The following is a 24,809-nucleotide window of genomic DNA, read 5'->3' on the forward strand; positions in this document are numbered from 1 at the left end:
CCGCGGACGTTCGTACGGGCCTACCGGCCCCCGGCGACCAGCAGTGGCGCGGCGCCCGCACCCGGGGCCGGGCGGTCGTCCGCCAGCAGACCGCGTGAAGCCAGCTCCGGCGTCACGCCCTCGCCGAACCAGTACGCCTCCTCCAGATGCGGATAGCCGGAGAGGATGAAGTGCTCCACGCCCAGCGCGTGGTACTCCTCGATCCGGTCGGCGATCTCCGCATGGCTGCCGACCAGCGCCGTCCCCGCACCACCGCGCACCAGCCCGACCCCCGCCCACAGGTTGGGCGAGATCTCCAGCTGGTCGCGCGAGCCGCCGTGCAGCGCCAGCATCCGCTGCTGGCCCACGGACTCGCTGCGCCCCAGCGCCTGCTGCGCGGAGGCGACCGCCTGCGGGTCGAGATCGTCCAGCAGCCTGTCGGCGACCGCCCACGCCTCGCGCGAGGAGTCGCGGGCGATGGTGTGCAGCCGGATGCCGAAACGGACGTCCCGGCCCTCCCGCTCCGCCAGGCCCCGAATCCAGTCGATCTTCTCCTTGACCTGGGCGGGCGGTTCGCCCCAGGTCAGGTAGACGTCCGTGTGCCGGGCGGCGACCGGCCCGGCGGCCGGGGAGGAGCCGCCGAAGAAGATCTGCGGCAGCGGGTCCGGCGGCACGGCGGTCAGCCCGCCCGCGACCTGGTAGTGCTCGCCGTCGAAGTCGTAGGGCTTGCCGCCCCACACGCCCCGTACGACCTCCAGGAACTCCGCCGTGCGCGCGTACCGCTGGTCGTGGTCGAGATGGTCGCCGAAGCGCCGCTGCTCGGCGGAGTCACCGCCGGTGACGATGTTGAGCAGCAGCCGCCCGCGGGTGACCCGCTGGTACGTCGCGGCCATCTGCGCGGCCAGCACCGGTGAGATCAGCCCCGGCCGGAACGCCACCAGGAACTTCAGCCGTTCGGTGTGCTGGGCGAGCGCCGCCGTCGTCACCCACGAGTCCTCGCACCAGGTGCCGGTCGGCGTCAGCACCGCCTCGAAGCCCAGATGCTCGGCGGCCTTGGCGATCTGCGTGAGGTAGTCGATGTCGGGCGTCCGGACGCCGCTCACCGGGGTGATGCGCGAGCGGTCGCCGCCGGTGTAGGCGTGCCGGTCGACCAGGGTGCGCCCATCGCCGCCCGTCGGCAGGAACCAGTGCAGGTGGGCGGACATCAGGAGCCCTTCCCGAAGGTGCGCGGCGCGGTGCTGGACGGCGGCAGACCGCCGTTGAAGCGGGTGTCCACGTAGTCGGCGAAGTTGAAGCGGCGCGGGGTGAGCTTCAGCTTGGCGAACGTGTCCGCGATCTGCTGCTCGGAGGCGATGGCGGCCTTGTCGACGGCGGTGTACACCCGGGTGCCGTTGGTCCGCTTCACGGAGTCCAGCGCCACGTCGTACGGCAGCCCGGTCTCTTTGCCCCACACCTTGGCCCACGCCTCGGGGTGCTTGTAGACCCAGACCTGGGCCCGGCGCAGCCGCTCCAAGTAGTCCTTGATGACCTTCGTCTTCTTCTTGTCGTCGAGCGAGGTCGGGTTGGCGACCTGGAAGTTGAGACCATTGGTCACCCCCTTGCCCGTGGTGAGGATGCGGGCGTCCGCCTGGCGCTGCGCCTGGGCGGTGTACGGGTCCCAGATGGCCCAGGCGTCGACCTTGCCGCTCTTGAAGGCCGCCAGCGCGTCGGCGGGCTGGAGCAGGCTGACCTTGACGTCCTTGATCGAGAGCCCGGCCTTGCGGAGCGAGGCGACGAGCTGGAAGTGGGCCGAGCTGCCCTGCGCGACCGCGACCCGCTTGCCCTTGAGGTCGGCGGTCTTCTTCAGCGACGAGCCCTTCTTCACCACGATCGCCTCACCGTCGGTCGTACCGTGCTTGGCGCCCACGATCTTGATCTTGGACTTGGCGGCCGCGGCGACGACGGGCGGGGTGTTGCCGACGCCGCCGATGTCCACGGCCTTGGCGCTGACGGCCTCCAGGATCGGCGGACCGGAGGTGAACGTCGACCACTTGATCTTGTACGGGAGGTTCTTGAGCTCACCGGCGGCGCTCAGCACCGCCTCGTCGTTGCCCTTCTGGTCGCCGACGTTGAGCGTCACATCGCCCTTGCCGTCGACGTGGCCGCCGGAGCCGGAGGACGCGTTCTGAGAGTTCGAGCTGACGCATGCGGAGAGCGGCAGAGCGAGGGTGATGAGCAGGGCCGGGGCGATTCGCCGTCTCATGTCAGCGGGGTCCGTTCTTGGTGAGGGTTGTGCGGAGGGGGTCGCTCGCACGAGGGGAGGCGTACGAGAGGGAACCGAGGAGGTGTTACGCGACCTTCTCGACCTCGGCGGCTTCGGGTGCCTCCACACCCAGCCGGTCCAGCAGTCGGGTGCGCAGATCCGCGATGTACGGATCGCCGATGTCACGCGGCCGGTCCCGGTTCACCCGGGTCTCGTGCGCGATGACACCGCCGTCCATCACCAGCACCCGGTCGGCGAGCAGCAGCGCCTCCTCGACGTCGTGCGTCACCAGCAGCACCGCGCAGCCGCGGCTCTGCCACAGGTCGGCGACCAGCCGCTGGGCGGTGATCCGGGTGAGCGCGTCCAGCGCGCCGAACGGCTCGTCGAGCAGCAGCAGATCGGGTTCGCGCACCAGCGCCCGGGCGAGCGAGGCGCGCTGCGCCTCGCCACCGGACAGCGTCTTGGGCCAGGCGTCGGTCCGGTGGCCGAGCCCGACCTCCTCCAGCGCCTTCTCGGCGACCTCCCGTCCGGGGCGGCCGGGAAGGCCGAGCAGCACATTGCGCCACACCTTCTTCCACGGCATCAGCCGCGGCGCCTGGAAGGCGACGGCCTTGCGCCGCGGCACCAGCACCTCGCCCTCGATCTCCCGGTCGAGCCCGGCCAGTACGCGCAGCAGCGTCGACTTGCCGCAGCCGCTGCGGCCGAGCAGCGCCACGAACTCGCCTCGCGGGATGGTCAGTTCGAGGTTGTCGATGACGGCGCGGCCGTCGAAGGAGCGGGTCAGCGAGTCGACCCGTACCGCCGCGTCGTGCGTCGTGTCCTTCGTGAGCGGGTTCACTTGCCGGTGAAGGTCGGTCGCCATTGCAGCAGCAGCCTCTCCAGAGTGCGGACGATGAAATCGGCGAGCAGGCCGAGGGCGGCGTAGACGATCAGGCAGACCACGATCACGTCGGTCTGGAAGAACTCGCGCGCACGGTTGAGCAGGAAGCCGATCCCGTCGTCCGCGTTGATCGTCTCGCCGAAGACCAGCGCCAGCCAGGCGGTGGCCAGCGAGTACCGCAGTCCGGTCATGGCCCCGGGCAGCGCGCCCGGGAGCACCACATGGCGGATCAGCCCCCAGCGCCCGAGCCCGAGCGAGTTCCCGGCCTCGATGAGCTGTTCGTCCACGCCGCGGATGCCCGCGTAGACGTTCAGATAGAGGTGGAAGGCGACACCGAGCGCGATCAGCGCGATTTTGGGGGCCTCGCCGATGCCCATCCAGATGATGAACAGCGGGATCATCCCGACCCAGGGGATGCTGCGCAGCATCTGCACGGTCGCGTCGACCAGGTCCTCGCCCAGCCGCGACAGTCCGGAGATCAGGGCCAGCCCGATGCCGACGACTCCGCCGATCACCAGCCCGTTCAGCACCCGCTGCACCGACACCAGCATGGCGTGCGGCAGCGTGCCGTCCTGGATCAGGCCGGAGGCGGTACCGGCGATGGTGCCGGGCGCGGCGAGCATGTCGGAGGGCAGCACGCCGGTCGCACTGGACACTTGCCAGAGCAGTAGCAGAACGAGGGGACCGGTCGTGCGGCGCAGCCAGCGGGGGACGGTGCGGCGGCGCGCGGACAGGGGCACGACCGGTTCGAGAAGAACCGGGGACACGGGGACTCCATGGAAGGCGTACGCCTCGGTGCCCGCACGACACGGCGGTCAGTGCGGCAGGAAGGGAACGAGACGGCGGAGAAAGGGGGAAGGAAAAGTCAGCAGGTGCCGGGACACGCGGCGGACGCCACCCGCAGCAGGTCGATGTGACCGCGCGTGGTGAGCAGGGCTGACGTAGACATGTCCTTGAAGCTAGCGACGACGTCCGACATGGGTCAACGCTGTCTTGCCCCTCGGACCTTTGTTGCGGGAGTTTTAAGCGAGCACCTATCAGGATGGAGACATGGCTACTTTCCGCACCCACACCCTCGACATCACCACCGGCACCGGCGAGAGCGTCGCCGACCTCACCGCCGACTGCGAGGCGTATCTGCGCGAGGTGGCGCAGGGCGCCGATGGCTTGCTCAACGTCTTCGTCCCGCACGCCACCGCCGGTATCGCGATCCTGGAAACGGGCGCGGGCAGCGACACCGACCTCCTCGCGGCCCTCCGCGACCTCCTCCCCGCCGACGACCGCTGGAGCCACCGCCACGGCTCCCCGGGCCACGGTCGCGACCACGTCCTCCCGGCCATCGTCCCGCCCCACGCCACCCTCCCGGTCCTCGGCGGCAGGCTGGCGCTCGGCACCTGGCAGTCGGTGTGCCTGGTCGACACCAACCGCGACAACCCCCACCGCCAGGTCCGGCTGAGCTTCCTGGGCTGACCGCCCGGCTGACACGCCCGGCTGACCCGCCCGGCTGACCCGCCCGTCTGGCACGCCCGGCGGAAAATGCCTTGCCGGTCATGGTGTGGCGACAAGAGAATGCCGGGTCATGGGACATCTGGAGGCCGCGCATCTCGCCTACTTCCTGCCGGACGGGCGGTTGCTGCTCGGCGATGTCTCGTTCCGGGTCGGCGAAGGCACGGTTGCCGCCCTGGTGGGGCCGAACGGGGCGGGCAAGACCACACTGCTGAGGCTTCTCTCCAAGGAGACGGAGCCACATGAGGGGACGGTGACCGTCAGCGGCTCCCTGGGCGTGATGCCGCAGTTCGTCGGTTCCGTGCGGGACGAGCGGACGGTCCGGGACCTGCTGGTCTCGGTGGCGCGGCCCGTGGTGCGGCAGGCCGCCCGGGCGGTCGACGAGGCGGAGCTCGCGGTCATGGAGCGGGACGACGAGGCGGCCCAGATGGCGTACGCCCAGGCGCTTAGCGACTGGGCCGAGGCGCGTGGCTACGAGGCCGAGACGCTCTGGGACATGTGCACGATGGCCGCGCTCGGGGTGCCGTACGAGAAGGCGCAGTGGCGTGCGGTGCGCACGCTCAGCGGGGGCGAGCAGAAGCGGCTGGTGCTGGAGGCGCTGCTGCGGGGCCCCGACGACGTCCTGCTGCTCGACGAGCCGGACAACTACCTGGATGTGCCGGGCAAGCGGTGGCTGGAGGAGCGGCTCCGGGAAACGCCCAAGACCGTGCTGTTCATCAGCCACGACCGGGAACTGCTGTCCCGCGCGGCGACACGGATCGTCAGCGTCGAGCCCAGCCCGGCGGGCAGCGACGTATGGGTCCACGGCGGCGGTTTCGCCACGTACCACACGGCCCGGGAAGAGCGGTTCGAACGGTTCGAGGAACTGCGCCGCCGCTGGGACGAGAAACACGCGCAGCTGAAGCGGCTGGTGCTGGACATGCGGCGGTACGCGGCGCGCAGCGATGAGATGGCGTCGCGTTATCAGGCAGCGAAGACCCGGCTGCGGAAGTTCGAGGAGGCGGGCCCGCCTCCGGAGCCTCCGCGCAAGCAGGACATCACGATGCGCCTCGCGGGCGGACGCACCGGGCTGCGGGCGCTGACCTGCCGGGGGCTGGAGCTGGAAGGGCTGATGCGCCCGTTCGACCTGGAGGTCTTCTACGGCGAGCGGGTGGCCGTTCTGGGGTCCAACGGGTCGGGCAAGTCCCACTTCCTGCGGCTTCTGGCCGGGGAGGACGTCGCTCACCGGGGGCAGTGGAAACTGGGCGCGCGCGTCGTGCCCGGCCACTTCGCGCAGACCCATGCGCGGCCGGAGCTCGGCGGGCGCACCCTCGTCGAGATCCTGTGGACCGAGCACGCCCGGGACCGCGGCCGGGCGATGAGCGCGCTGCGGCGGTATGAGCTGGAACGCCAGGGCGACCAGCTCTTCGACCGGCTCTCCGGCGGTCAGCAGGCCCGTTTCCAGATCCTGCTGCTCGAATTGGCCGGAACGACCGCACTGCTGCTGGACGAGCCGACCGACAACCTGGACCTGGAGTCGGCGGAGGCGCTGCAGGAGGGGCTCGAGGCGTACCAGGGCACGGTGCTGGCCGTCACGCACGACCGCTGGTTCGCGCGCTCCTTCGACCGCTTCCTGGTCTTCGGTTCGGACGGTGTCATCCGCGAGACGGCGGAGCCGGTGTGGGACGAGCGCCGGGTGGAGCGGCTTCGCTGACGCGACCGCTACGTCGGGCTGTTCTCGTGCTTCCACTCCGTGACGTGCTGGGGCTGGTTCTCGATAGCGAGAACCATGATCTCCCGGTTGCCGGTGGTCCAATCCGCTGTCATCTTCAGACCGCTGATGCGCCAGCCCTCGGCGGTGCGGACCAGGCTGTAGAGGTAGTGCCCGCCAACCGTCCAGACGGGGTCACCCTGCTCATTCTCCAGAATGTGGGTGGCCAGGACGGACGCGGTGCACTCGGCGGTATCTCCGTTCAGCGTGACCAAGTGGTTGCCGACCAGGTGCTGGGTGGCGTCCAGCCCGCCGAGAACCGCGCTCCAACCGGCGATGACACTCTGGCGGGGCAGCTGCAGGGGCTCTCCCCCGTTGAGGGAGGTGTAGTCGAGATCGACCTCCTCGGTGAAGATCTCCTCGGAGGCAGCCCAGTCCTGACGGTCCGCCATCCTGGCCATCAGCGTGCAGGTCTTGACGATCGAGGCATGGTCGCACAGCACCGACAGGCTGTCGGTGTCCGGCGGAGCGGTATCGGGCACGAGGAACCCTCCTGTGAAGGTGATGGTGTCGATGCGGCCTTTCCGGGGCCGCATCGACAGGGCAGTGCTCACCCGCGCAATTTCACCGGCAGTTGGGACATCCGAACCATCAACGGACCGGCGAGCCACTGGGGTTCACCGGAAAGCGTGAGGTCCGGGAACCGGCTGAACAGTGTGGAGAGAGCGATCTCGGCCTCCTGCCGAGCCAGAGCCGCCCCCAGGCAGTAGTGGATGCCGTGACCGAAACCGACGTGCCCCTCGCCGCGCTCCCCCTCGCGACGGCGGATGTCGAAGCGATCGGCGTCGGAGTGCTCGCCGGGGTCGGTGTTGGCGGAGATCAGCACCGGCTGCACCGCTTCGCCCGTACTGATCGGGACACCGCCGATCTCCACGTCCTCGGTGGCGTACCGCAAGGCCGTGACGCGCACCGGGGTCCACAGCCGCATCATCTCGTGCACCGCGACGGGCCAGCGCTCCGGCTCGCGGCGCAGCAGCTCCAGCTGCTCGGGGTGTGCGAGCAGCCCGGCCACGGCGTTGCTGAGGAGATGGGCGGTGGTCTCGTGCCCGGTATTCACCAGCGTGATGACCAGCTTGACCAGATCGTCGTCGGAGAGATAGCCCCCGTCGTCCGCCTGGGTCTTGATCAAGGAGCTGATCAGGTCGTCGGCCGGTTCGGCGCGGACCCGCTCCAGCAGATCCTTGACCTGGTCGACCATCGACTGGAGCGCACCGGCGAAGCGTGCCGGATCCAGAGTGAGCAGCGCGTCACCCCACTCGCGCCACGCCGGGCGGTCGCTCTCGGGCACGCCGACGAGCTCGCAGATCACGGTGATCGGCAGTGGATACGCGAACGAGTTGATCAGGTCGACCGGACCGGGCCCGCCCGCCTCGATCTCGTCCAGCAGCGAGTCGGTGATCTCCTTCACCCGGGGACGGAGATTCGCGATCCGGCGCCCGCCGAAGGCCGGAGCCACGAGCCGGCGCAGCCGGGTGTGGTCAGCGCCGTCCCGGTCGGGGAGCAGGTCCACGACATAGGTGGCGAGTTCTTCGGAGACACCCAGGTTGGCGACGAGCTGTATCCTCGGATCGCCCCCGGCGTCCGGTGCCGAGTTGACGTTCGTCACCACGAATCGCGGGTCGTTCAGTATCGCGCGGACGTCCGCGGCCCGGGTCACGTACCAGGCCGGGTCGCCGCCCATGGTCCGGCCACGGCAGACCGGCGCTTCTTCCCGTAGCCGCTTGAACCCGCCATGGGGGTCGGCCATCAGCTCGGGATCCAACAGGTTGGGCTCGTATATGTCGGCCATCGGCCAGCACCTCCTCAGGCACGCCGCGTCGTTACGGGCGCGGGAAGACGGGGAGCTGCGCCAGCCGCACCATCAACGGGTGGGGGGCCCAGTGGGGTTCGGTGGCGAGAGTGAGGTCGGGGAAGCGGCGGAAAAGTGCCGAGAGGGCGATCTCCGTCTCCATCCGCGCCAGCGGAGCACCCAGGCAGTAGTGGATGCCGTGCCCGAACCCCAGGTTTCCGCCACCGCGTTCTCCCTCGCGGCGGCTGACGTCGAAGCGGTCGGGATCACTGTGACAGTTCGGGTCGGTGTTCGCGGAGATGAGCACGGGCTGGACCGCCTCGCCCGCGGCGATGGTGAATCCGCCCAATTCGACATCCTCGAGGGCGTACCGCAGAGGGCTGATGGGGAACGGCGTCCACAGGCGTACGAGCTCGTGCACCGCGGTGGGCCAGCGGTCCGGTTCGCGGCGCAGGAGTTCCAGCTGGTCGGGGTGGGTGAGGAGGGCGGCGATCGAGTTGCCGAGCTGGTGAGCGGTGGTCTCGTGGCCGGCGAACACGATGTTGATGACGAGCGTGACGAGTTCGTCGTCCGAGAACCGGTCCCCGTCCTCGGCCTGGGCCTGGAGCAGCCCGGTGATCAGGTCGTCGGCCGGTGTGGCACGCCTGCGCTTCACCAGGTCCTTGACCTGCTCGACCATCGACCGCAGGGCGTCCGGCGTGCGGTCAGGCGACATCGACACCAGCGCGTCACCCCACTCGCGCCACGCCGGGCGGTCGCTCTCGGGCACGCCGACGAGTTCACAGATCACGGCGATCGGCACCGGATACGCGAACGAATCGATCAGGTCGACGGGGTCGGGGCCCGCCGAGGCGGCTTCGATGCCGTCGAGCAGCTTCTCGGTGAGTTCCTCGATACGCGGACGGAGGTTCGCGACCCGGCGCCCGGTGAACGCGTAGGAGACCAGCTTGCGCAGTCGAGCGTGCTCGGCCCCGGAGAAGTTGATCAGCATCCCGGTGACGTAGACGGTCAAGTCCTCGGGGATGCCCAGGTTGGTCAGATTCTTGATCAGCGGATCTTCGGTGCCGGGCTCCGGTGCCTTGCGGGTGGCGAACCGCGGATCGCCCAGCACCGTACGGACCTCCGCCGCGCCCGTCACGTACCAGGCGGGAGTACCGTCCATGGCCCATCCGCGCCAGAGCGACGACTCGTCTCGCAGCCGCCCGAACTCCCCTCGGAGATCGGCCATAATCGCGGGGTCCAGAAGATTGGGCTCATAGGTATCGGTCATGGAACCGCCCCCTTATTTCTTGCGTATTTCTTGCGTGGTCTACCGTGAGGAGTACGGAGTGGTCGCCGCCGTCGGCCGCGGTGTCCGCTCCTACGGGTATCGCGTGTCAATACGGGTATCGCGTATCAAGCGGTCGGCGGACACGTCGGTAGCGACTGGTCCGCAGCGGGACGGAATAGCGCTGATGTGCGAATAAATTCGCCGGTGCCGGACCGCGGAGAGAAGGTTGCTTTAAACGCTACCGTCGAGGCCGTGAATGGCGGACTTCCGGTAACTGGACCATGCCGTAAGTGATGGTCGGGCCGCGAATCCATATCTGAATACTTCCCCCGCCAGATCAGTGGGATCAACTACTGGCGCCACTCAGTTAAACCGGTCATCACCTTTGGTGTCAACCAAGATCCAGGCTTTGATTTCGGCCCGTCTCGTTGGGTCCATTGTGTTCTCTATCTCGTGCCGCGGGTCCGTAATATCCCCTCAATCCCTACGGTTCCGGGCCGTGTTTAACTACGTGGCGTTAACCCTTCCCCATGGCTCATCGCCACATTTCATGTCGGCCCAAAGTGGAATATTGGCTGCCGCTTCGTCTTGACCTAAAGCGGAGTATTGGCTGCCGCTTTTCTCGGTTCGCCTCGCTATTCGTTTCCATAACCCCGCGGCGCCGGTCCGTAACAGGTTTCACTTTCCGCGGTCGCGCAGCGCGTTCATGAGGTGGGCCGGGTCGGTGGTCAGCCAGTCGTAGTCGATCCCGTTCCAGTAGGAGCACTGGTGTCGCGCCGAGTACACCGCGGAGCCGACGGCCTTGCTGCGGTCGCCGGGCAGCAGCGACATGAACCGGCCGCTGCGGTACGGCGGCCACGCGGGCTGCTCGCGCGTCGTGGGGTTCGCGTCGCGTACGAACGCGCCCCAGTAGCGCACCATCGTCCGCGAGAGCTGCTGTTGCTCGGGGGTCAGTGGCTTCTGGGCCATGCTGGGCCACAGGTAGGCGAGTTCGGTGGCGTGGGTCGCGCCCGGTGCGAAGCCGGGCGGAGTGGGGCCGGGCGAGGGCGGGGCGGGGTCGCCGAATTCGTAGAAGTACGTCCTGGGCTGCTGGGCCGCGAACCGGCCCGCGAGCCGCCGGTACTGGCAGCCGCCCATCCCGTAGAACACGCTGCTGTCGGTCCACACCGCGCCGAGGGCGTACGCCGCGCTGTACGGGCCGGGGCGGGCGCCGTAGGGGTAGCGGGCGAGCACCCCGTCGGCGTGTGCGCCGAAGTGCTGGCGGATGACCCGCTCGTACTGCTCCCTGGTCGCGTTCGCGAACGGGGGCGTCCATTTGCCGATCTCGTCACGGTTGGTGCCGATGAGGAGCGGGACGTCGGCGAACCGTCCGGAGCGCACCGCGACGCCCGGCGCGACCGGCAGTTCGGGGACCCCGGACACGGGCAGCGGGCCGTTCAGGATGCCACCGAAGTCGCGTCCGGAGGCGGCCAGCAAGTCGTCCGCCCGCTTGGCCCGCAGACAGGACACGCCGGTCGCGGCCGCACGGCAACCGGCGGCGGTGGCGAAGCTCCTGCCCCGCGCCGTGGACTGCGCGGTCGTGAGGCTCGGGCATCCCCCGCTCTGGATGATGGCGCGGTCGAACAGCCCCCGGGCCGGGGGCGAGGCCAGCAGGGAGCACACGGACTGGCCACCGGCCGACTCTCCCGAGACCGTCACCCGGCCGGGGTCCCCGCCGAACGCGCCGATGTTCCGCTGGGTCCAGCGCAGCGCCGCCTGCTGGTCCAGCAGGCCGTAGTTGCCCGCACCGCGCTCGCTCAGCCCGGGCAGGTCGAGGAAGCCGAACATCCCGAGCCGATAGTTGACCGTGACGACCACCATGTTGTTGGTCCGCGCGAGCAGCGAACCGTCGTAGAGGTCGCCCGCGCCATTCATGAAGCCCCCGCCATGTATCCAGAACAGCACCGGCAGCGGACGCTCCGTGCGCCGCTCGGGGGCGTAGACGTTGAGGTACAGGCAGTCCTCACTCGTGCCCGGGCCGGTCCCGGTGGCCGTCTGGACGCAGCGCGCACCGGGCCGTTCCGCCGACCGGACGCCCGGCCACGTGGCCGCGGGCGCGGGCGGCTGCCAGCGCAGACCGCCGACCGGTGGCGCGGCGTACGGGATGCCGAGGAACCGGCCGACCCCCTCCGCCGCGGCCCCCGCGACGGCGCCCTTGTCGGTGAACACCGTCAGGGGACGCCCGACAGCGGGCGCGACCATGGGCGCGGCCGAGGGGATGGTTATCAGCGCGGCCAGGCTCACGGCGGCGGCGAGTACGCGTCGGATCATGGATCGCCCTGGACCTCCCGTAAGGCAGGAGTCCATCGAATCATGTGGCGAACCCCGCGCCTCGATACCCCCGCACCGGCCACGGGCGGAGTTGTTTGCGGGTGGCGGCGAGGGGCAGGCGCAGCAATGTGCTTCGGAACGGAGGCACGCCCAAGGGAGCGGTTCGGCTGCTCGGGGTGTGCTCTGTTCGCCACCCCGTGCAGGCAGATCTCTCCCAGGTGCTACCGCCCACGCCCAGAGGGAGAGACCGGCGCATGACTGCCGTACGCACACGTAGCAAGCACTCGCACGACGACGCTCCCGACACCGCCGCCGAGTTCCGGCGCATCGCCGCTCTGCCCGAGGGGCCGGAGAAGGAGACGCTGCGGCAGGACGTCGTACGGGCCTGGATGCCGATGGCGGAGCGGCTGGCCCGGCAGTTCCGCAACCGCGGCGAGTCCGCGGAGGATCTGCGGCAGGTGGCGATGCTCGGTCTGGTGAAGGCCGTCAAACGGTACGAGCCGGACCGTGGCAGCGCCTTCGCGAGCTTCGCCGTGCCGACCGTCGTGGGCGAGATCAAGCGCCACTTCCGGGACCACATGTGGGGTGTGCATGTGCCGCGCCGCGTCCAGGAGCTGCGCAACCGCGTGCGCGCCGCCGCGCAGGAGCTCACCCGCACCCCCGACGACCGCTCCCCGAGCGTGCGGGACATCGCCGAACACACCGGGATGAGCGAGGAGGACGTGCTGCTGGGGATGGAGGCGATGGAGAGCTTCTCGGCGCTCTCCCTGGACGCCGAACTCCCGGGCGCCGAGGACGGATACTCCCTCGCCGACACCCTCGGCGCGCCCGAACCCTCCTACGACCGCGTCATCCAGCGCGAGGCCCTCAAGCCCAAGCTGCGCGCCCTGCCCGAACGCGAGCGGCACATCCTCTACCTCCGCTTCTTCCGCGAGGAGACGCAGGGCCGGATCGCCGAGCGACTCGGCATCTCGCAGATGCACGTCTCCCGCCTGATCAACCGGACCTGCGCCCGCCTGCACGACCAGATCGAAGCCCCGGCGGCGTGACGTCCCCTCCCCGGGCCCTGGGAGCGCATGACGCTTGACCTTGCCCCAAGGCGAAGGCCGAAGGTGTCCGGGACCCGGAGGAGAGGACCCCGCATGGATGACGACGCGCTTCTGACAGAGCAGCTGGCCTACTACCGGGCGGGCGCGGCCGCGTACGACCGGCCGTACGCGGTGCGCGAAGACCTGCGGGAGCTGCTGGCCGCCGTCGACGGCCTCCCGATCGCCGGGGATGTGCTGGAGCTGGCCTGCGGAACGGGCCAGTGGACGCCGGGGCTCGCGGCGCGGGCGCGGTCGGTGACGGCTGTCGACGCGGCGGCCGAGGTGCTGGCCCTGGCCCGGACGAGGACCGCGTCCGCGTCTCCCGCCGTCCGGTTCGTCGAGGCCGACCTGTTCACGTGGCAGCCGCCACGCCGCTACGACACGGTGTTCTTCGCCTTCTGGCTCTCCCACGTTCCACCGGCGCGGCTGCCCGCCTTCTGGGACACGGTCGCCGCCGCGCTCGCACCGGGCGGCAAAGCGATCTTCATCGACGACGGCCCCGCCGCTGCCGCCGAGGAGGACGTCCTCGCGGACCAGCCCGTCCCGGCGGTGGTGCGTCGGCTCGATGACGGCAGCCGGTACCGCGTCGTCAAGGTGTTCCACGACGCCCGGGTCCTCGCGGACGGCCTTGCGGCGCTGGGGTGGTCGGTCCGCGTCCGGACGGTCGGCGGGAACTTCATCGGCGTCGCGGAGCCGCCGACCGGCGTCGGTCGCTGAAACAGCTGGGGCACCTGAGGCGACTGGGGGCAAAGAGGTAGATATATGCCATGTTTCTTGGCCGGAAGGGGTACGTCAGGGCTTCATCCGTGCCACACTGGACGTGGCCCTCACCGCATCCCCCGTCGGTGAGGGCCATTCGCTTGTCCGTTACCGCCGCAGCGCCGCCAGGTGGGCCGTGCGGACCTCGGGGGTCTGGCCCTGGACGACGAGGAACAGGCCCTCCCTGGCGAGGCGCTGGGCCGGGTGGGAGAGGCCGAAGGACCGGCCGCCGCCCGCGGCGATCGCGGCCGTGGTGGCGGCGCGCATCAGGTCGTAGGCCCGGGTCTTGGCGGCGAGCCGGTCGTCCAGCCGTTCGGCGGGCGACACCTCGTCCACCAGGGCGTAGGCGTCGCGGCGCGCCGCGTCCAGGCGTGTCCGCAGGACGTCCGCCGTCTCCTTCGCCTCCCCGTCGCCGGACGCGTCGAGGAGGTCGAGCGCGGCGCGGGCCACGCCGAAGACGGCGGGGTTGGTGTTGGTGTTCTTCGGGCGGTCCTCCGTCGCCCAGCGCTCGTGCGGGAGGCGCACCGCCACCGCCTCGTCGGGCACCACGAGCCCGTCCAGCAGCAGTCCGACCGTGTGCGAACCGGTGAGCGCGGCGAGCTGGAGCGGGCCGGTGGGGGTCAGGCCCGGCTGCTCGTGGGCGTCGACGACGCCGAAGACCACCTCGCCGTCCTCGGTGGCGCCGCCGAGCAGGAACAGGTCGTTCAGCCCCCAGCCGGTGTACCAGGGCACGCGCCCGTCGAAGCGCCAGCCGTCCGCCACCCGGGTGGCGCGCACGGGCAGCTTCGGGTGGGCGCGCAGATGCGAGAAGGCGATTCCGGCGAGCAGCGTGCCGTCGCTCAGCGGCCGCAGCCAGCGCTCGCGTGCCGCCTCCTCGCCCGTGGCCAGGGTTCGTACCGGCGTGTGGTGCTGGGCCTGGATGAAGAACGTCGAACAGCAGGCGCCCGCCAGGATCTCGGCGATCTCCCGGCCGACGGCCGCCGGAGCCTGTGCGCCGCCGTACGCCGCCGGTGCGTTGACCCCCAGCACGCCCGAAGCCTTGACGGCTTCGATGGCCTCGGGCGTGACGCCCTCCCGGTCGTGCGCCTCGGCGGCGGGGGAGAGGACGTCGTCGGCGAGGCGGCGGGCCGCCGCGACGAGGGGGTGGTCGGGCGTGGCGGTCATACGGGAGGGCTCCTCTGTGCCGGAACGAGGGATACGGGGGCCTGGAACGGCATCGCGTGGTCCTCGCCGCGGTGCACGATGCGGGTGCCGGGCAGGAAGTCGTCCTCGCCGATGTCCTCGATCATGCCGGTCAGGGGCAGCAGATAGCCCTTGACGGCCCAGTCGAGGATGTTCGCGGCCGGGGGTGCGAAGACACCGATGTCGGTGCCGGTCTGCATGGCCGTCTGGAGGTACTGCAGCTGGTTCTCGTCCGAGTACAGCGTCAACTTCACGGTGACACCGGGATGTCCGCGCTCGAACTTCTTGATCACGGAGCGGTAGAAGGCGAGCGATTTGGGGTCCGACTCGGTCGTGTAGAACGGCACGACCGTGCCGCCGGAGTCGTCGCCGGCGCACGCCGACAGCAGTGCGGAACCGGAGGAGGCGGCGGCCAGCGACAGCAGGCCGCGCCGCGACATGCGGGCGGAGGGCATGGGCGGTCCAGGGGAGGCAGGCGCGGAGAAAGCACGGGGTGAAAGTACGGGGACGCGGGAAGGGACCGCTCAACATCCCGTAGTGGTCGACCTGCGAAGATCGAGGTACCGGCGCCTGGTGAGCAGCAGGGTCCGCACGGCCGCTCCCCCTCGGATACTTGTGCGATACAGGTGAGCTTGAAGCTATGCGGCGGACTCGTCCGCTGTCAAAGGAAAGGTAAAAGTCATGCCGAAGAAGGCTGTCCCGGCACCGTGTCGCCTGGTGGTGTGCCGGGACTGCTGCTGCGGCAGCCCCAAGATCACCCGCGTCGATCACGCGGCCCAGACCGAGCGGCTGCGCGAGGCCGCACCGGTACGGATCTCCGACTGCCTCGACGTCTGCGACCAGGCCAACGTGGTCGTCGTACAGCCCTCCGCCGAGGGCCGCGCCGCCGGGGCGCGGCCGGTCTGGCTGGGACTGGTCAACGACCCGGACGCGACCGAGGACATCGTCGGATGGGTCCGCGCGGGCGGCCCCGGCGTCGCGCCGCTGCCGGAGATCCTGGACCTGTACACCTTCGACCCGCGAAGCCGTCCCTGAACCGGTCTGTTTCTGTCGCAAGCTGCCGTTGTCACCGGCTATTTTCTGTCAGGTCATGCGCCACCGCACCGTCGCCCGTCATCCGGAAGACCGACGATCGGAGTCCGAGCATGTCCCAACCCCCCTCCCGCCGCCGCGCGCTGCGGTTCGCGGCCGGAGCCGCGGCCGCCGCCCCGCTCGTCCACGCCGTGCCGCGGGCACAGGCGGCGACACCCGCCCCCGGCGCCGTGTCCGGCACCGCATCCGGCGCCGCGTCCAGCACCGCATCCGGTGCCGCGTCCGCCCAGGCCGCCTGGCCGGTACGCCCCTTCCCGCTGGACCAAGTGGCCCTCGGCGAGGGCGTGTTCCGCCGCAAGCGCGACCTGATGCTCGACTACGCCCGGTCCTACCCGGCCGACCGTGTCCTGGCCGTCTTCCGGGCCAACGCCGGGCTGGACACCCGCGGCGCCCGGCCGCCCGGTGGCTGGGAGACCTCCGTCGGCAATCTGCGCGGCCACTACGGCGGCCACTTCCTCACCCTCATCGCCCAGGCGTGCGCGGACACGGGGGAGGCGGCGCTCAAGGTCAAGCTCGACTATCTGGTCGACGCGCTCGGCGAATGTCAGCGGGCCCTGGCGGAGCACGGCTCGCCGAGACCCAGCCACCCCGGCTATCTTGCGGCGTACCCGGAGACCCAGTTCATCCAGCTGGAGAGCTACACCACTTACCCCACCATCTGGGCCCCGTACTACACCTGCCACAAGATCATGCGCGGGCTGCTCGACGCCCACACCCTCGCCGGGAACGAGCAGGCCCTGCGGATCGCCTCGGGGATGGGCGACTGGGTGCACAGCAGGCTCGGCCACCTGCCGCGGGCCCAGCTGGAGCGGATGTGGTCCATCTACATCGCGGGGGAGTACGGCGGGATGAACGAGGTGATGGCCGACCTGTACGCCCTCACCGGCAGCCCGGAACACCTCGCCGCCGCCCGCTGCTTCGACAACACCACGCTGCTGGACGCCTGCGCCGAGGACCGGGACACCCTGGAGGGCAAGCACGCCAACCAGCACATCCCGCAGTTCACCGGCTATCTGCGGCTGTTCGACCACACGGGACGGACCGAGTACGCCACCGCGGCCCGCAACTTCTGGGGCATGGTCGCGGGCCCCCGGACGTACAGCCTGGGCGGCACCGGACAGGGGGAGATGTTCCGGGCCCGGAACGCCATCGCGGCCACCCTGGACGACAAGAACGCCGAGACCTGCGCCACGTACAACATGCTCAAGCTGAGCAGACAGCTGTTCTTCCGCCAGCCAAACCCCGCCTACCTGGACTACTACGAGCGCGGCCTGACCAACCACATCCTCGCCTCCCGCCGGGACGCCCCATCCGCGACCAGCCCGGAGGTCACCTACTTCGTCGGGATGGGCCCGGGGGTGCGGCGCGAGTACGACAACACCGGCACCTGCTGCGGCGGCACGGGTATGGAGAACCACACCAAGTGCCAGGACTCGGTGTACTTCCGCTCCGCCGACGGCAGCGCGCTGTACGTCAACCTCTCCCTCGCCTCGACGCTGCGGTGGCCGGAGCGTGGCTTCGTCATCGAGCAGACGAGCGACTACCCGGCCGAAGGTGTCCGCACCCTGACCTTCCGCGAGGGCTCGGGGCGGCTCGATGTGAAGCTCCGGGTCCCGGCATGGGCCACGGCGGGCTTCACCGTCACCGTCAACGGGGTCCGGCAGCGGGCCGGGGCGAGGCCCGGCAGCTATCTCACCCTCAGCGGGAACTGGCGGCGCGGCGACCGTATCCGGATCTCCGCTCCCTACCGCCTGCGCGTCGAGCGGGCGTTGGACGATCCCGCCGTGCAGTCGCTGTTCTACGGGCCGGTCCTGCTGGTCGCCCGGAGCGGGGACACGGGATTCCGCGCGTTCTCCTTCTACAAGGACTTCACGCTGCGGGGCGACCTCGCCGACGCGATCGAGCCCGGCGACCGGCCGATGCACTTCACCACCCACGGCCTGACCCTCGCCCCGTTCCACCTCGCCGATGACGCCCCGTACCACGCCTACTTCACGCGCTCCGAACCCGTCGTGGTCTTCGGCGCGGCCGACTCCGGCGTACCGAACCGCGCCCGCGGGGACGGGCTCACCTTCCTCGACGTGCTCTGGAAGCAGGCCCCCTTCACGACCTCCGGCCGCTTCGTCCGGGCGGTACGCACCCTCGCCGACGCCTGGCTGTCCGACGGGCGGTTCAGCCGAGCCGAGCGGGACAAGGTCGTGGCGGCAGCGGCCGGGACGGACCTCAGAGGCGGCCAATAGATCCGATGACATGAAGCGGGCGGGCGTCGAAAGTTTCGCAGTTCGGTGTTCTCTCTCGACAGGCCGATCGGAATGCGCGTCAATTCATCCGATCACCCAACTGTCGAGAGAGGGACACACCCCATCATGCAGAGACCTGGCTTACCCGCCCGCGCCCTCGGCGTCCTGACCGCGACCGCCGCCGCGCTCGGGGTCGTCCTGGCCGCCGGAACCGAGTCCCACGCCGCCGCCACGCCCGTGACGCCGCCCGCCCCGCGCTCCTCCGTCGTCACCTGGGGCTCCAGCGCCTACCCGGCGGGCACCGCCGCCCAGGACCTGACCTACCGGTTCGTCATCCACACCAGCACCGGCGGCCGGGACCTGCGCATCCGGCTCTCCAACGCCTACGGCGACCAGCCGGTGACCTTCGGGCGCGCCTACGCGGGCGTCCGCGCGTCCGGGGCGGCGCTCGTGCCCGGCAGCAACGGGCGGCTGACCTTCCGCGGCGCGTCGTCGGTGACCGTACCGGCGGGCGGCGTCGTGTACAGCGATCCGCTGCCGGGCCGGGTCCGGCCCCAGGCGGACCTCGCGATCAGCCTGTACGTACGCAGCGCGGGCACCGTCGCGACCGGCCACCCCGGGGCCCGCTCCACCCAGTACGTCGCACCGGCCGGTGACCACGCCGCGGAGGAGGGCGCCGCCGCCTACTCCCGGCAGATCACCTCCTGGTACTACCTGGACGCGGTCGTCGTACGGCCGCGTCCGGGCACCGGCGCCGTGGTCGCCTTCGGCGACTCGATCACCGACGGCTCCGCCTCCTCCGCGGACACCAACCGCCGCTGGCCGGACTTCCTCGCCCGCCGTCTGCTCGCCGACCCCCGCTCGCGGCTGGCGGGCGTCGCCAACGAAGGGATCTCCGGCAACAAGATCCTCGCCGACGGGTCTGCCGAGAGCGCGCTGAAGCGGCTCGACCGGGATGTGCTCTCCCAGGCCGGGGTGCGCACGACGATCCTGCTGGAGGGCATCAACGACATCAAGGCCACGCCGGGGCCGACGGCCGGTGAACTGATCGCCGGGTTCCGGCAGATCATCGCCAGGTCCCACGCGCGCGGCGTCTGCGTGGTCGGGGCGACCGTCATGCCGTACGAGGGCTGGCGGGAGTACGAGGTCGCCGACGAGGTGGTCCGCGAGCAGGTCAACGCCTTCATCCGCACCAGCGGCGAGTTCGACGCGGTCGTGGACTTCGACCAGGCCGTCCGGGACCCCGCCACGCCCTCCCGGATGCTCCCCGCCTACGACAGCGGCGACCACCTCCACCCCAATGACACCGGGATGCGGGTGATGGGCGACGCCATCGCCCTCCGCGACCTGCGCTGCGGCCGATGACCCCCGCGACCGGCCGCTAGGGAGCGTCGGTCAGGGCGGTCGCGGTCAGGGTGAGGTGCTCGACCAGTGTGGCGGCCGCGGCGTCGGGGTCGCGGGCGAGCGCCGCCTCCTCCAGCCTGCGGTGCTCGTCGGCGCCGTCCAGGCCGGGGGTGCGCTGTGCCCACCAGCGGCGGGCCAGTTCGCTGGCCGTCCACATCCGGTCGAAGGTCTCCAGCAGGACGCGGTTACCGCAGCCCTCCAGCAGGGTCCGGTGGAAGACCCGATGGGCCTCTGACCAGGCGTCGCAGTAGTGCTTGCGCTCTTCCGACGAGTACGCAGGGGTGCGGGCCAGACGGTGGTGGGAGGCCCTCACCCGGGCCTCCCACTCGACGTCGCCGCGCTCGACGGACATGCGCAGGACGGCCGGTTCGATGGTGCGCCGCGCCTCGGTGATCTCCTGCCAGCACTGGCCGGTGAGGGCGGCGACGGCGAAGCCTCGGTTGTGCAGCCGGTCGGCGAGGCCGTCGCCGACCACCCGCACCAGCGCCTCGCGCACGACGGCCAGGCTCACGCCCTGTTCCCTGGCCAGGTCCTGCGGCTTGAGGGCCTCGCCGGGGGCGTAGTGCCCACGCATGATCGCATCCCGCAGGCAGGTGTAGACCTGCTCGGAAAGCATCTTCTCTGGCATGTCCCCAGCATAGACGGTCCACGGTGATAATCGATTATTGCTGCTATGGTCGATGACCGACCGTCAGTATGTGATGACGACCCCTCAACTCGCCAGGGAGTTAAGCCACATGAGCGCCGTTCGCGAGGTCAGCCTCGCCATCAGCCGGACCCATGGGTTCATCTACTTCGTCCCCGAGGCCGCGGAGGAGGCCGCCAAGTTCGGCGTCACCGAGCGCGGACCGGCGTATTTCGCGTTCCGGTCGGCGCCGATGGGTGCGGTTCCGTGGCAGGTCGCGCTCGCGACCTTCTACAACTTCAGCCCGCGGTCGGTGCGCTGTATAACGGGCGCGTGGGACGCCGCGTCGCCCGAGCAGTGGCAGGCCGCGCGCTTCGCGTCCGCCGGTCGTGCGGCGGAGCGAGTCGGCGTGAAGCTCACGGCGGAGGAGATCGCGGAGGCGCGGTCGCTGATCGACCCGGTCGTCGCCGGGGCCGACTACGCCGGCAAGGTGCTGGCCGCCGCGAACGCCTCGGTCGCGCTCCCGGCCGATCCGTTCGTCGCGCTGTGGCAGCAGCTCACGGTGGTGCGCGAGTGGCGCGGCGACGCGCATCTCGTCGTGCTCGCCGCCAACGACCTCGGGCCGTGCGACTGCAACGTCCTGCACGCCGCGACGGGCACCGTCCCGGCGGGGCTCTTGCGGTCGACGCGCCAGTGGAACGACGAGGAGTGGGCCGCGGCGACGGCACGTCTCGTCGCGCGCGGCTGGATCGACGCCGACGGCACCGTGACCGAGGAGGGCACCGCGGCGCGCGAGCGGATCGAGGTCGAGACCGACGAGCTGTGCGCCCCGCTCTGGGCGCCGATCGGCGACGAGGGCGCCCGCCGCCTCGCCTCGCTCATCGCACCGGTCAACGAGGCGTTCACCGCGGCCGGGACGTTCGACCAACTGCCCTGATTCCGCGCGGCGGCGGGTGCTCCCGCCGCCGCGAACACCTCCGTCAGTCCGCGGAGCCGGGTTCGGCTCGCCCGGCGGACGGCAGATGCGTGAGCACCAGGACGAGGCCGGAGAGCAGGAAAACCCGCGTGGCGGCCTCCAGCCCGTTCCACGACTTCGACTGCCACATGGAGAACCACTCGCCGCCGATGGCGATGAACCCGGCCCCGAACAGCAGCATCAGCATCAACAGGCCGACAGTGCTCGCCCGACGGGCACGGCGGATGCCACTTCCGTTACCGCGCAGGCTCATGCCCCACATGACCGTCGCCGCGATGAGGGCGAGGGCGGCGAGGGTTTCCCAGACGATGATGGCGATGTAGGCGGCGTCCTGGAGGGCGGTCGACGAGATCGCCCGCCACATCAGGTCGTCGTCCTTGAACGTCGTGTCCATCGCCAGCACATGCCGCACGAACTGCTGGTTGGTGCCGAAGTCGGTGATGTTGCCGAACGCGACGAGCGCGATGTACAGCGCCATCGTTCCGGTGAGCACCGCCGAGGCGACGGCGAGGGTGCGGGACGAACGTGCCCCGTCCGCTCGTTCGTCCACCACTCCTTCTCTGACCATGGCCATTTCCTCCCCCTGGACTCCCCTGGAATCCGCTTGATCCGGCTGATCGAGGGGGATCATCCACCATGTACGGGAAAACAGTCCAGCGCCGGTACGTTTTCCGTGGGGTCGGTAACGCGACCTGACCGGCCCCTGGTTGACGTCGTAGCCGTGCGCCCAACGGTGGCCGGTAGCCGAGTGGTTACGGAAGCATTAACTACTCTCCACAGGCATCGACTTCTTCCCGTATGTTGATCCAGTGAGCCCACAAGACCCGGAGCCCCGACATCCCTTCACATCAGTCGGCAAAGCGGACAGCGTACTGGCGATATTGATCATCATCGGTATCGCCTTCGGAGTGTTCTGGCTGGTGTCAAGCCTCGCCTCGTCCTACATAGGCTTCTTCACCTGACGGCTCCCGTCGCGGCAGGGCGAGAAACGCCACGGCCGCGGCGGCCAGGGCTGCTGCCACCCCGATGGCCATGGTGAGGGACTGGGCGTCGGCGAAGGCCGAACGGGCCGACTCGGCCAGAGCGCTTCGGCCCGCGCCGCCCTCGGCGTACGACAGTGTGGCCCCCAGCGAGGACACGGCGTGGTCGGGCAGCCCGTCGGGAAGCGCACCCCGGTAGGCGGTGGCGAGCACACTGCCCAGCCCGGCCACCCCCAGCGCGATGCCGAGCTGCTGGTGGGTGTCGTTGAGCGCGGAGCCCATACCGGCCCGCTCCGGGGGCACCGCGCCGAGCACGGTGCTGGTGGCCGAGGGGCCCGCGACACCGGAGCCCACCCCGGCCAGCGCCAGCCCGGCGGACACCGTCGCGTAGCCGCTGCCCTCGGACAGCGAGGCCAGCACCGCGAAACCCGCCGCGGTGACGGCGAATCCCGCCACGACGCAGGCCCATGACCCGAACCTCGCCGGTGCCCGGCCGCCCACGGCCGAGCCCGCGACGACTCCCGCCGCCAGGGGGACGGCCGCGAGCCCGGTCTCGAACGCGCTGTAGCCCAGGACCAGTTGCAGATACTGGCTCAGGATGAAGAGCGTGCTGCCCGTCGCGACCGTCATCACCGCCACCGCGAAGCTCGCCCCCGAGAACCGCCGGTCCCGGTACAGCCGCAGATCGACCATCGGCACCGGGGAGCGGGCCTGCCGTACGCCGAAGCCGATGAGCGCCGCCACCGCCACCAGCGCCCCGGTCAGCACCGCGGTCGAGGTGTACCCGTACGCCGGGGCCTCGATCAGGGCCCACACCAGGCCGGTCATCCCCGCGGTGACCAGGACGGTGCCGGGCAGGTCCAGCCCCCGGCCGTCCCCGGCCCGCGTCTCGGGCACCAGCCGTACGATCCCCACCAGCGCCACCGTCACCACGGGAACGTTGATCAGGAACACCCCCGCCCAACTCCACGCGTCCACCAGCGCGCCACCGAGCAGGGGCCCGGCGGCCATGCCCACGGACGCGACCGCGCTCCACACCGCGAAGGCCCGCGGGCGCTCCCGCCCGGGGAACACCGCGACGAGCACCGCGAGCGTCGCGGGCATCACCAGCGCCGCGCCGACGCCCATCAGAGCCCGCATCGCGATCAGCCAGCCCACCGAAGGGGCCGCCGCGGCGAGCGCCGACGCCACGCCGAAGACCAGCAGCCCCGCGACGACCGTGCGCCGCCTGCCGTACCGGTCGGAGACCACCCCCGCGGTGATGAGGAGCCCGGCGAAGACCACGACGTAGGCGTCGATCACCGCCTGTAACTGCCCTGTTGAGGCCTCGAAGGCGGCACCGATGGCGGGCACCGCGACATGCAGAACCGTGTTGTCGACGACGATACCCGGCCTCAGCTGTCGCACGAACGGATCATCGCCACCGCCGTTGAGCTACTGGACCGCGACGGCGTGCGGAAGCTGAGCATGCGCCGTCTCGCGGAGCGGCTCGGCGCCCACGCGACCAGTCTCTACTGGCATGTGGACACCAAGGACGACGTCCTCGACCTGGCTCTCGACGCGGTCTTCGCCGAACTCGGCCTCCCGGGCGAGCGCGGCGCCACCTGGCAGGCGGACGTCGAGGCGTTCATGACCGGGCTGCGCTCCGTACTGCTGCGGCACCCGTGGGCCGCCGCCCTGGCGAGCACCCGACCCCTCATGGGCCCCCACGCCCTGCGCTCCTCGGAGTTCGCCTACACCGCGCTCGCCATCGGTGGCTTCGACGGCGTGCACCTCTCGTCCGCCGCGGCCACGATCACCCACTATGTGATCGGCTCCGCCTCCACCGAAGCGGTGTGGCGCGAGCGCTCCGACGAGGCGGCCACCCGCTCGGCCGTGGACGCCCACCTCCACGCCCACATCGACGAATACCCCACCCTCGCCGGGCACTTCCCGCTCCTCGACGAGGACGACTGGGACGCCCACTTCCACCGAGGGATGCGGCTGCTGCTGACCGGCCTCGCCTCGCCCGGGGTCCGCGGCTGACCGGTGACGTCAGGCCCAGGTCATCGGCCCGGTGAGACGAAGCCGGATTCGTATGCGGCGATGACCGCCTGGGTGCGGTCGCGCGCGCCGAGTTTCGCCAGGACGGCGCTCATATGCGACTTGACCGTCTCGGTGCCCACCACCAGGCGTGCGGCGATCTCCGCGTTGGACAGTCCGCGGGCCACGAGGCGCAGCACGTCGCCCTCGCGCTCGGTCAGGGCGGCGCGCTCCAGGGCTGCCCGGCCCTCGGCGCTGCCGTGGGTTTCGCCGTACGAGGCGGCCAACTCGCGTACCGCCGCCGGGAACAGCAGCGAGTCGCCCTCGGCCACCAGCCGTATGGCGTGCACGATCTCCGCCGGGCGTGCGCGCTTGAGCAGGAACCCGTCGGCGCCCGCCCGCAGCGCCCCGTATACGTATTCGTCGTTCTCGAAGGTCGTCACCACGATGATCTTCGGCGGGTCGGGCACCGTGCGCAGGACGGTCCGGGTGGCCTCGATGCCGTCCATCAGAGGCATCCGTACGTCCATGGCGACGACGTCGGGGCGCAGTTGCCGCACCAGGGGGATCACGGCGGCACCGTCGGCCGCCTCGCCCACCACCTCGATGTCCGGCTGCGCCTCCAGTACGACGCGCAGGCCCGCCCTCACCAGAGGTTCGTCGTCAACCAGCAGAACGGTGAGCATCCGGCCAGCATAGGCGGTGCCCAGGGGGT

The 24,809-nt window shown here is 70.7% G+C and carries 24 protein-coding genes; 9 read left to right on the forward strand and 15 right to left on the reverse strand.

Annotated features, from left to right (window positions below; all coding sequences use genetic code 11):
• Window positions 1–20: 20 nt before the first annotated feature.
• From ABZ370_RS04330 to ABZ370_RS04350, 5 genes are all read right to left on the reverse strand, one after another.
• Window positions 21–1,184 carry an LLM class flavin-dependent oxidoreductase gene (locus tag ABZ370_RS04330; RefSeq protein WP_358616233.1) on the reverse strand — a complete coding sequence of 388 codons (1,164 nt, stop codon included), beginning with the start codon at window positions 1,182–1,184 and terminating at the stop codon, window positions 21–23.
• Window positions 1,184–2,221, reverse strand: coding sequence for an ABC transporter substrate-binding protein (locus tag ABZ370_RS04335; protein WP_358616236.1), 1,038 nt, complete (start codon window positions 2,219–2,221; stop codon window positions 1,184–1,186). The genes ABZ370_RS04330 and ABZ370_RS04335 overlap by 1 nt, the downstream gene beginning before the upstream one ends.
• 85 nt (window positions 2,222–2,306) lie before the next feature.
• Window positions 2,307–3,083, reverse strand: a complete 777-nt coding sequence (locus ABZ370_RS04340; RefSeq protein WP_358616239.1) for an ABC transporter ATP-binding protein — start codon at window positions 3,081–3,083, stop codon at window positions 2,307–2,309.
• Window positions 3,056–3,868, reverse strand: a complete 813-nt coding sequence (locus ABZ370_RS04345) for an ABC transporter permease (RefSeq protein WP_358616242.1) — start codon at window positions 3,866–3,868, stop codon at window positions 3,056–3,058. The genes ABZ370_RS04340 and ABZ370_RS04345 overlap by 28 nt, the downstream gene beginning before the upstream one ends.
• Before the next feature lie 98 nt (window positions 3,869–3,966).
• The gene (locus ABZ370_RS04350; RefSeq protein ID WP_358616245.1) at window positions 3,967–4,080 is read right to left on the reverse strand and encodes a putative leader peptide; all 114 of its coding nucleotides are present in this window, start codon (window positions 4,078–4,080) and stop codon (window positions 3,967–3,969) included.
• Window positions 4,081–4,151: 71 nt separating this feature from the next.
• Here ABZ370_RS04350 and ABZ370_RS04355 point away from each other — a divergent pair, with 71 nt between their 5' ends.
• Together ABZ370_RS04355 and ABZ370_RS04360 are read left to right on the forward strand one after the other, a co-directional pair.
• Complete coding sequence (locus tag ABZ370_RS04355; RefSeq protein ID WP_358616248.1) at window positions 4,152–4,571, forward strand: YjbQ family protein; 420 nt, start codon at window positions 4,152–4,154, stop codon at window positions 4,569–4,571.
• A gap of 109 nt (window positions 4,572–4,680) precedes the next feature.
• Window positions 4,681–6,300 carry an ATP-binding cassette domain-containing protein gene (locus tag ABZ370_RS04360; RefSeq protein ID WP_358616251.1) on the forward strand — a complete coding sequence of 540 codons (1,620 nt, stop codon included), beginning with the start codon at window positions 4,681–4,683 and terminating at the stop codon, window positions 6,298–6,300.
• A gap of 8 nt (window positions 6,301–6,308) precedes the next feature.
• On the opposite strand, the gene ABZ370_RS04365 is transcribed toward ABZ370_RS04360, so the two are convergent.
• The 4 genes from ABZ370_RS04365 to ABZ370_RS04380 all read right to left on the reverse strand — a co-directional run bounded on the left by ABZ370_RS04365 (window position 6,309) and on the right by ABZ370_RS04380 (window position 11,726).
• Window positions 6,309–6,911, reverse strand: coding sequence for a nuclear transport factor 2 family protein (locus tag ABZ370_RS04365; RefSeq protein ID WP_358616253.1), 603 nt, complete (start codon window positions 6,909–6,911; stop codon window positions 6,309–6,311).
• Window positions 6,908–8,146, reverse strand: a complete 1,239-nt coding sequence (locus tag ABZ370_RS04370) for a cytochrome P450 (protein ID WP_358616256.1) — start codon at window positions 8,144–8,146, stop codon at window positions 6,908–6,910. Before ABZ370_RS04370 ends, ABZ370_RS04365 begins: the two co-directional genes overlap by 4 nt.
• 31 nt (window positions 8,147–8,177) lie before the next feature.
• Window positions 8,178–9,416, reverse strand: coding sequence for a cytochrome P450 (locus tag ABZ370_RS04375; RefSeq protein ID WP_358616259.1), 1,239 nt, complete (start codon window positions 9,414–9,416; stop codon window positions 8,178–8,180).
• A gap of 678 nt (window positions 9,417–10,094) precedes the next feature.
• Window positions 10,095–11,726 carry a carboxylesterase family protein gene (locus ABZ370_RS04380; RefSeq protein ID WP_358616262.1) on the reverse strand — a complete coding sequence of 544 codons (1,632 nt, stop codon included), beginning with the start codon at window positions 11,724–11,726 and terminating at the stop codon, window positions 10,095–10,097.
• 254 nt (window positions 11,727–11,980) lie between these two features.
• On the opposite strand from ABZ370_RS04380, the gene ABZ370_RS04385 reads away from it, so the two are divergent.
• The gene (locus ABZ370_RS04385; protein ID WP_358616264.1) at window positions 11,981–12,775 is read left to right on the forward strand and encodes a SigB/SigF/SigG family RNA polymerase sigma factor; all 795 of its coding nucleotides are present in this window, start codon (window positions 11,981–11,983) and stop codon (window positions 12,773–12,775) included.
• Between the two features lie 93 nt (window positions 12,776–12,868).
• Window positions 12,869–13,531 (forward strand): class I SAM-dependent methyltransferase, encoded by a 663-nt coding sequence (locus ABZ370_RS04390; RefSeq protein ID WP_358616267.1) that lies wholly within the window; start codon window positions 12,869–12,871, stop codon window positions 13,529–13,531.
• 150 nt (window positions 13,532–13,681) lie between these two features.
• On the opposite strand, the gene ABZ370_RS04395 is transcribed toward ABZ370_RS04390, so the two are convergent.
• Window positions 13,682–14,737, reverse strand: a complete 1,056-nt coding sequence (locus tag ABZ370_RS04395; protein WP_358616270.1) for an acyl-CoA dehydrogenase family protein — start codon at window positions 14,735–14,737, stop codon at window positions 13,682–13,684.
• Window positions 14,734–15,210 carry an extracellular solute-binding protein gene (locus tag ABZ370_RS04400; RefSeq protein ID WP_358616273.1) on the reverse strand — a complete coding sequence of 159 codons (477 nt, stop codon included), beginning with the start codon at window positions 15,208–15,210 and terminating at the stop codon, window positions 14,734–14,736. The genes ABZ370_RS04395 and ABZ370_RS04400 overlap by 4 nt, the downstream gene beginning before the upstream one ends.
• Window positions 15,211–15,436: 226 nt before the next feature.
• Between ABZ370_RS04400 and ABZ370_RS04405 the strand changes: the two genes are divergently transcribed.
• The 3 genes from ABZ370_RS04405 to ABZ370_RS04415 all read left to right on the forward strand — a co-directional run bounded on the left by ABZ370_RS04405 (window position 15,437) and on the right by ABZ370_RS04415 (window position 19,452).
• Complete coding sequence (locus ABZ370_RS04405) at window positions 15,437–15,790, forward strand: (2Fe-2S) ferredoxin domain-containing protein (protein WP_358616276.1); 354 nt, start codon at window positions 15,437–15,439, stop codon at window positions 15,788–15,790.
• A 110-nt stretch (window positions 15,791–15,900) separates the two neighbouring features.
• Entirely contained in the window at window positions 15,901–18,087 is a 2,187-nt protein-coding gene (locus ABZ370_RS04410; RefSeq protein WP_358616279.1) for a beta-L-arabinofuranosidase domain-containing protein, read from the forward strand.
• Window positions 18,088–18,213: 126 nt separating this feature from the next.
• Window positions 18,214–19,452: an SGNH/GDSL hydrolase family protein gene (locus tag ABZ370_RS04415; protein WP_358616281.1), complete on the forward strand. Its 1,239-nt coding sequence runs from the start codon at window positions 18,214–18,216 to the stop codon at window positions 19,450–19,452.
• A 16-nt stretch (window positions 19,453–19,468) separates the two neighbouring features.
• On the opposite strand, the gene ABZ370_RS04420 is transcribed toward ABZ370_RS04415, so the two are convergent.
• Entirely contained in the window at window positions 19,469–20,119 is a 651-nt protein-coding gene (locus tag ABZ370_RS04420; RefSeq protein WP_358616284.1) for a GntR family transcriptional regulator, read from the reverse strand.
• A gap of 109 nt (window positions 20,120–20,228) precedes the next feature.
• Here ABZ370_RS04420 and ABZ370_RS04425 point away from each other — a divergent pair, with 109 nt between their 5' ends.
• Complete coding sequence (locus ABZ370_RS04425; protein ID WP_358616286.1) at window positions 20,229–21,053, forward strand: hypothetical protein; 825 nt, start codon at window positions 20,229–20,231, stop codon at window positions 21,051–21,053.
• Between the two features lie 43 nt (window positions 21,054–21,096).
• On the opposite strand, the gene ABZ370_RS04430 is transcribed toward ABZ370_RS04425, so the two are convergent.
• Together ABZ370_RS04430 and ABZ370_RS04435 are read right to left on the reverse strand one after the other, a co-directional pair.
• Window positions 21,097–21,660, reverse strand: coding sequence for a DUF2165 domain-containing protein (locus ABZ370_RS04430; protein WP_358616289.1), 564 nt, complete (start codon window positions 21,658–21,660; stop codon window positions 21,097–21,099).
• 355 nt (window positions 21,661–22,015) lie between these two features.
• Window positions 22,016–23,479, reverse strand: a complete 1,464-nt coding sequence (locus tag ABZ370_RS04435; RefSeq protein ID WP_358616291.1) for an MFS transporter — start codon at window positions 23,477–23,479, stop codon at window positions 22,016–22,018.
• Here ABZ370_RS04435 and ABZ370_RS04440 point away from each other — a divergent pair.
• Window positions 23,432–24,097, forward strand: a complete 666-nt coding sequence (locus ABZ370_RS04440) for a TetR/AcrR family transcriptional regulator (protein ID WP_358616294.1) — start codon at window positions 23,432–23,434, stop codon at window positions 24,095–24,097. The genes ABZ370_RS04435 and ABZ370_RS04440 overlap by 48 nt on opposite strands.
• A 20-nt stretch (window positions 24,098–24,117) precedes the next feature.
• Here the strand turns inward: ABZ370_RS04440 and ABZ370_RS04445 are convergent, their stop codons facing one another.
• Complete coding sequence (locus tag ABZ370_RS04445; RefSeq protein WP_358616296.1) at window positions 24,118–24,780, reverse strand: response regulator transcription factor; 663 nt, start codon at window positions 24,778–24,780, stop codon at window positions 24,118–24,120.
• Between the last annotated feature and the right edge of the window lie 29 nt (window positions 24,781–24,809).

Source organism: Streptomyces sp. NPDC005962, from assembly GCF_040629205.1.
Taxonomy (GTDB): Bacteria; Actinomycetota; Actinomycetes; order Streptomycetales; family Streptomycetaceae; genus Streptomyces.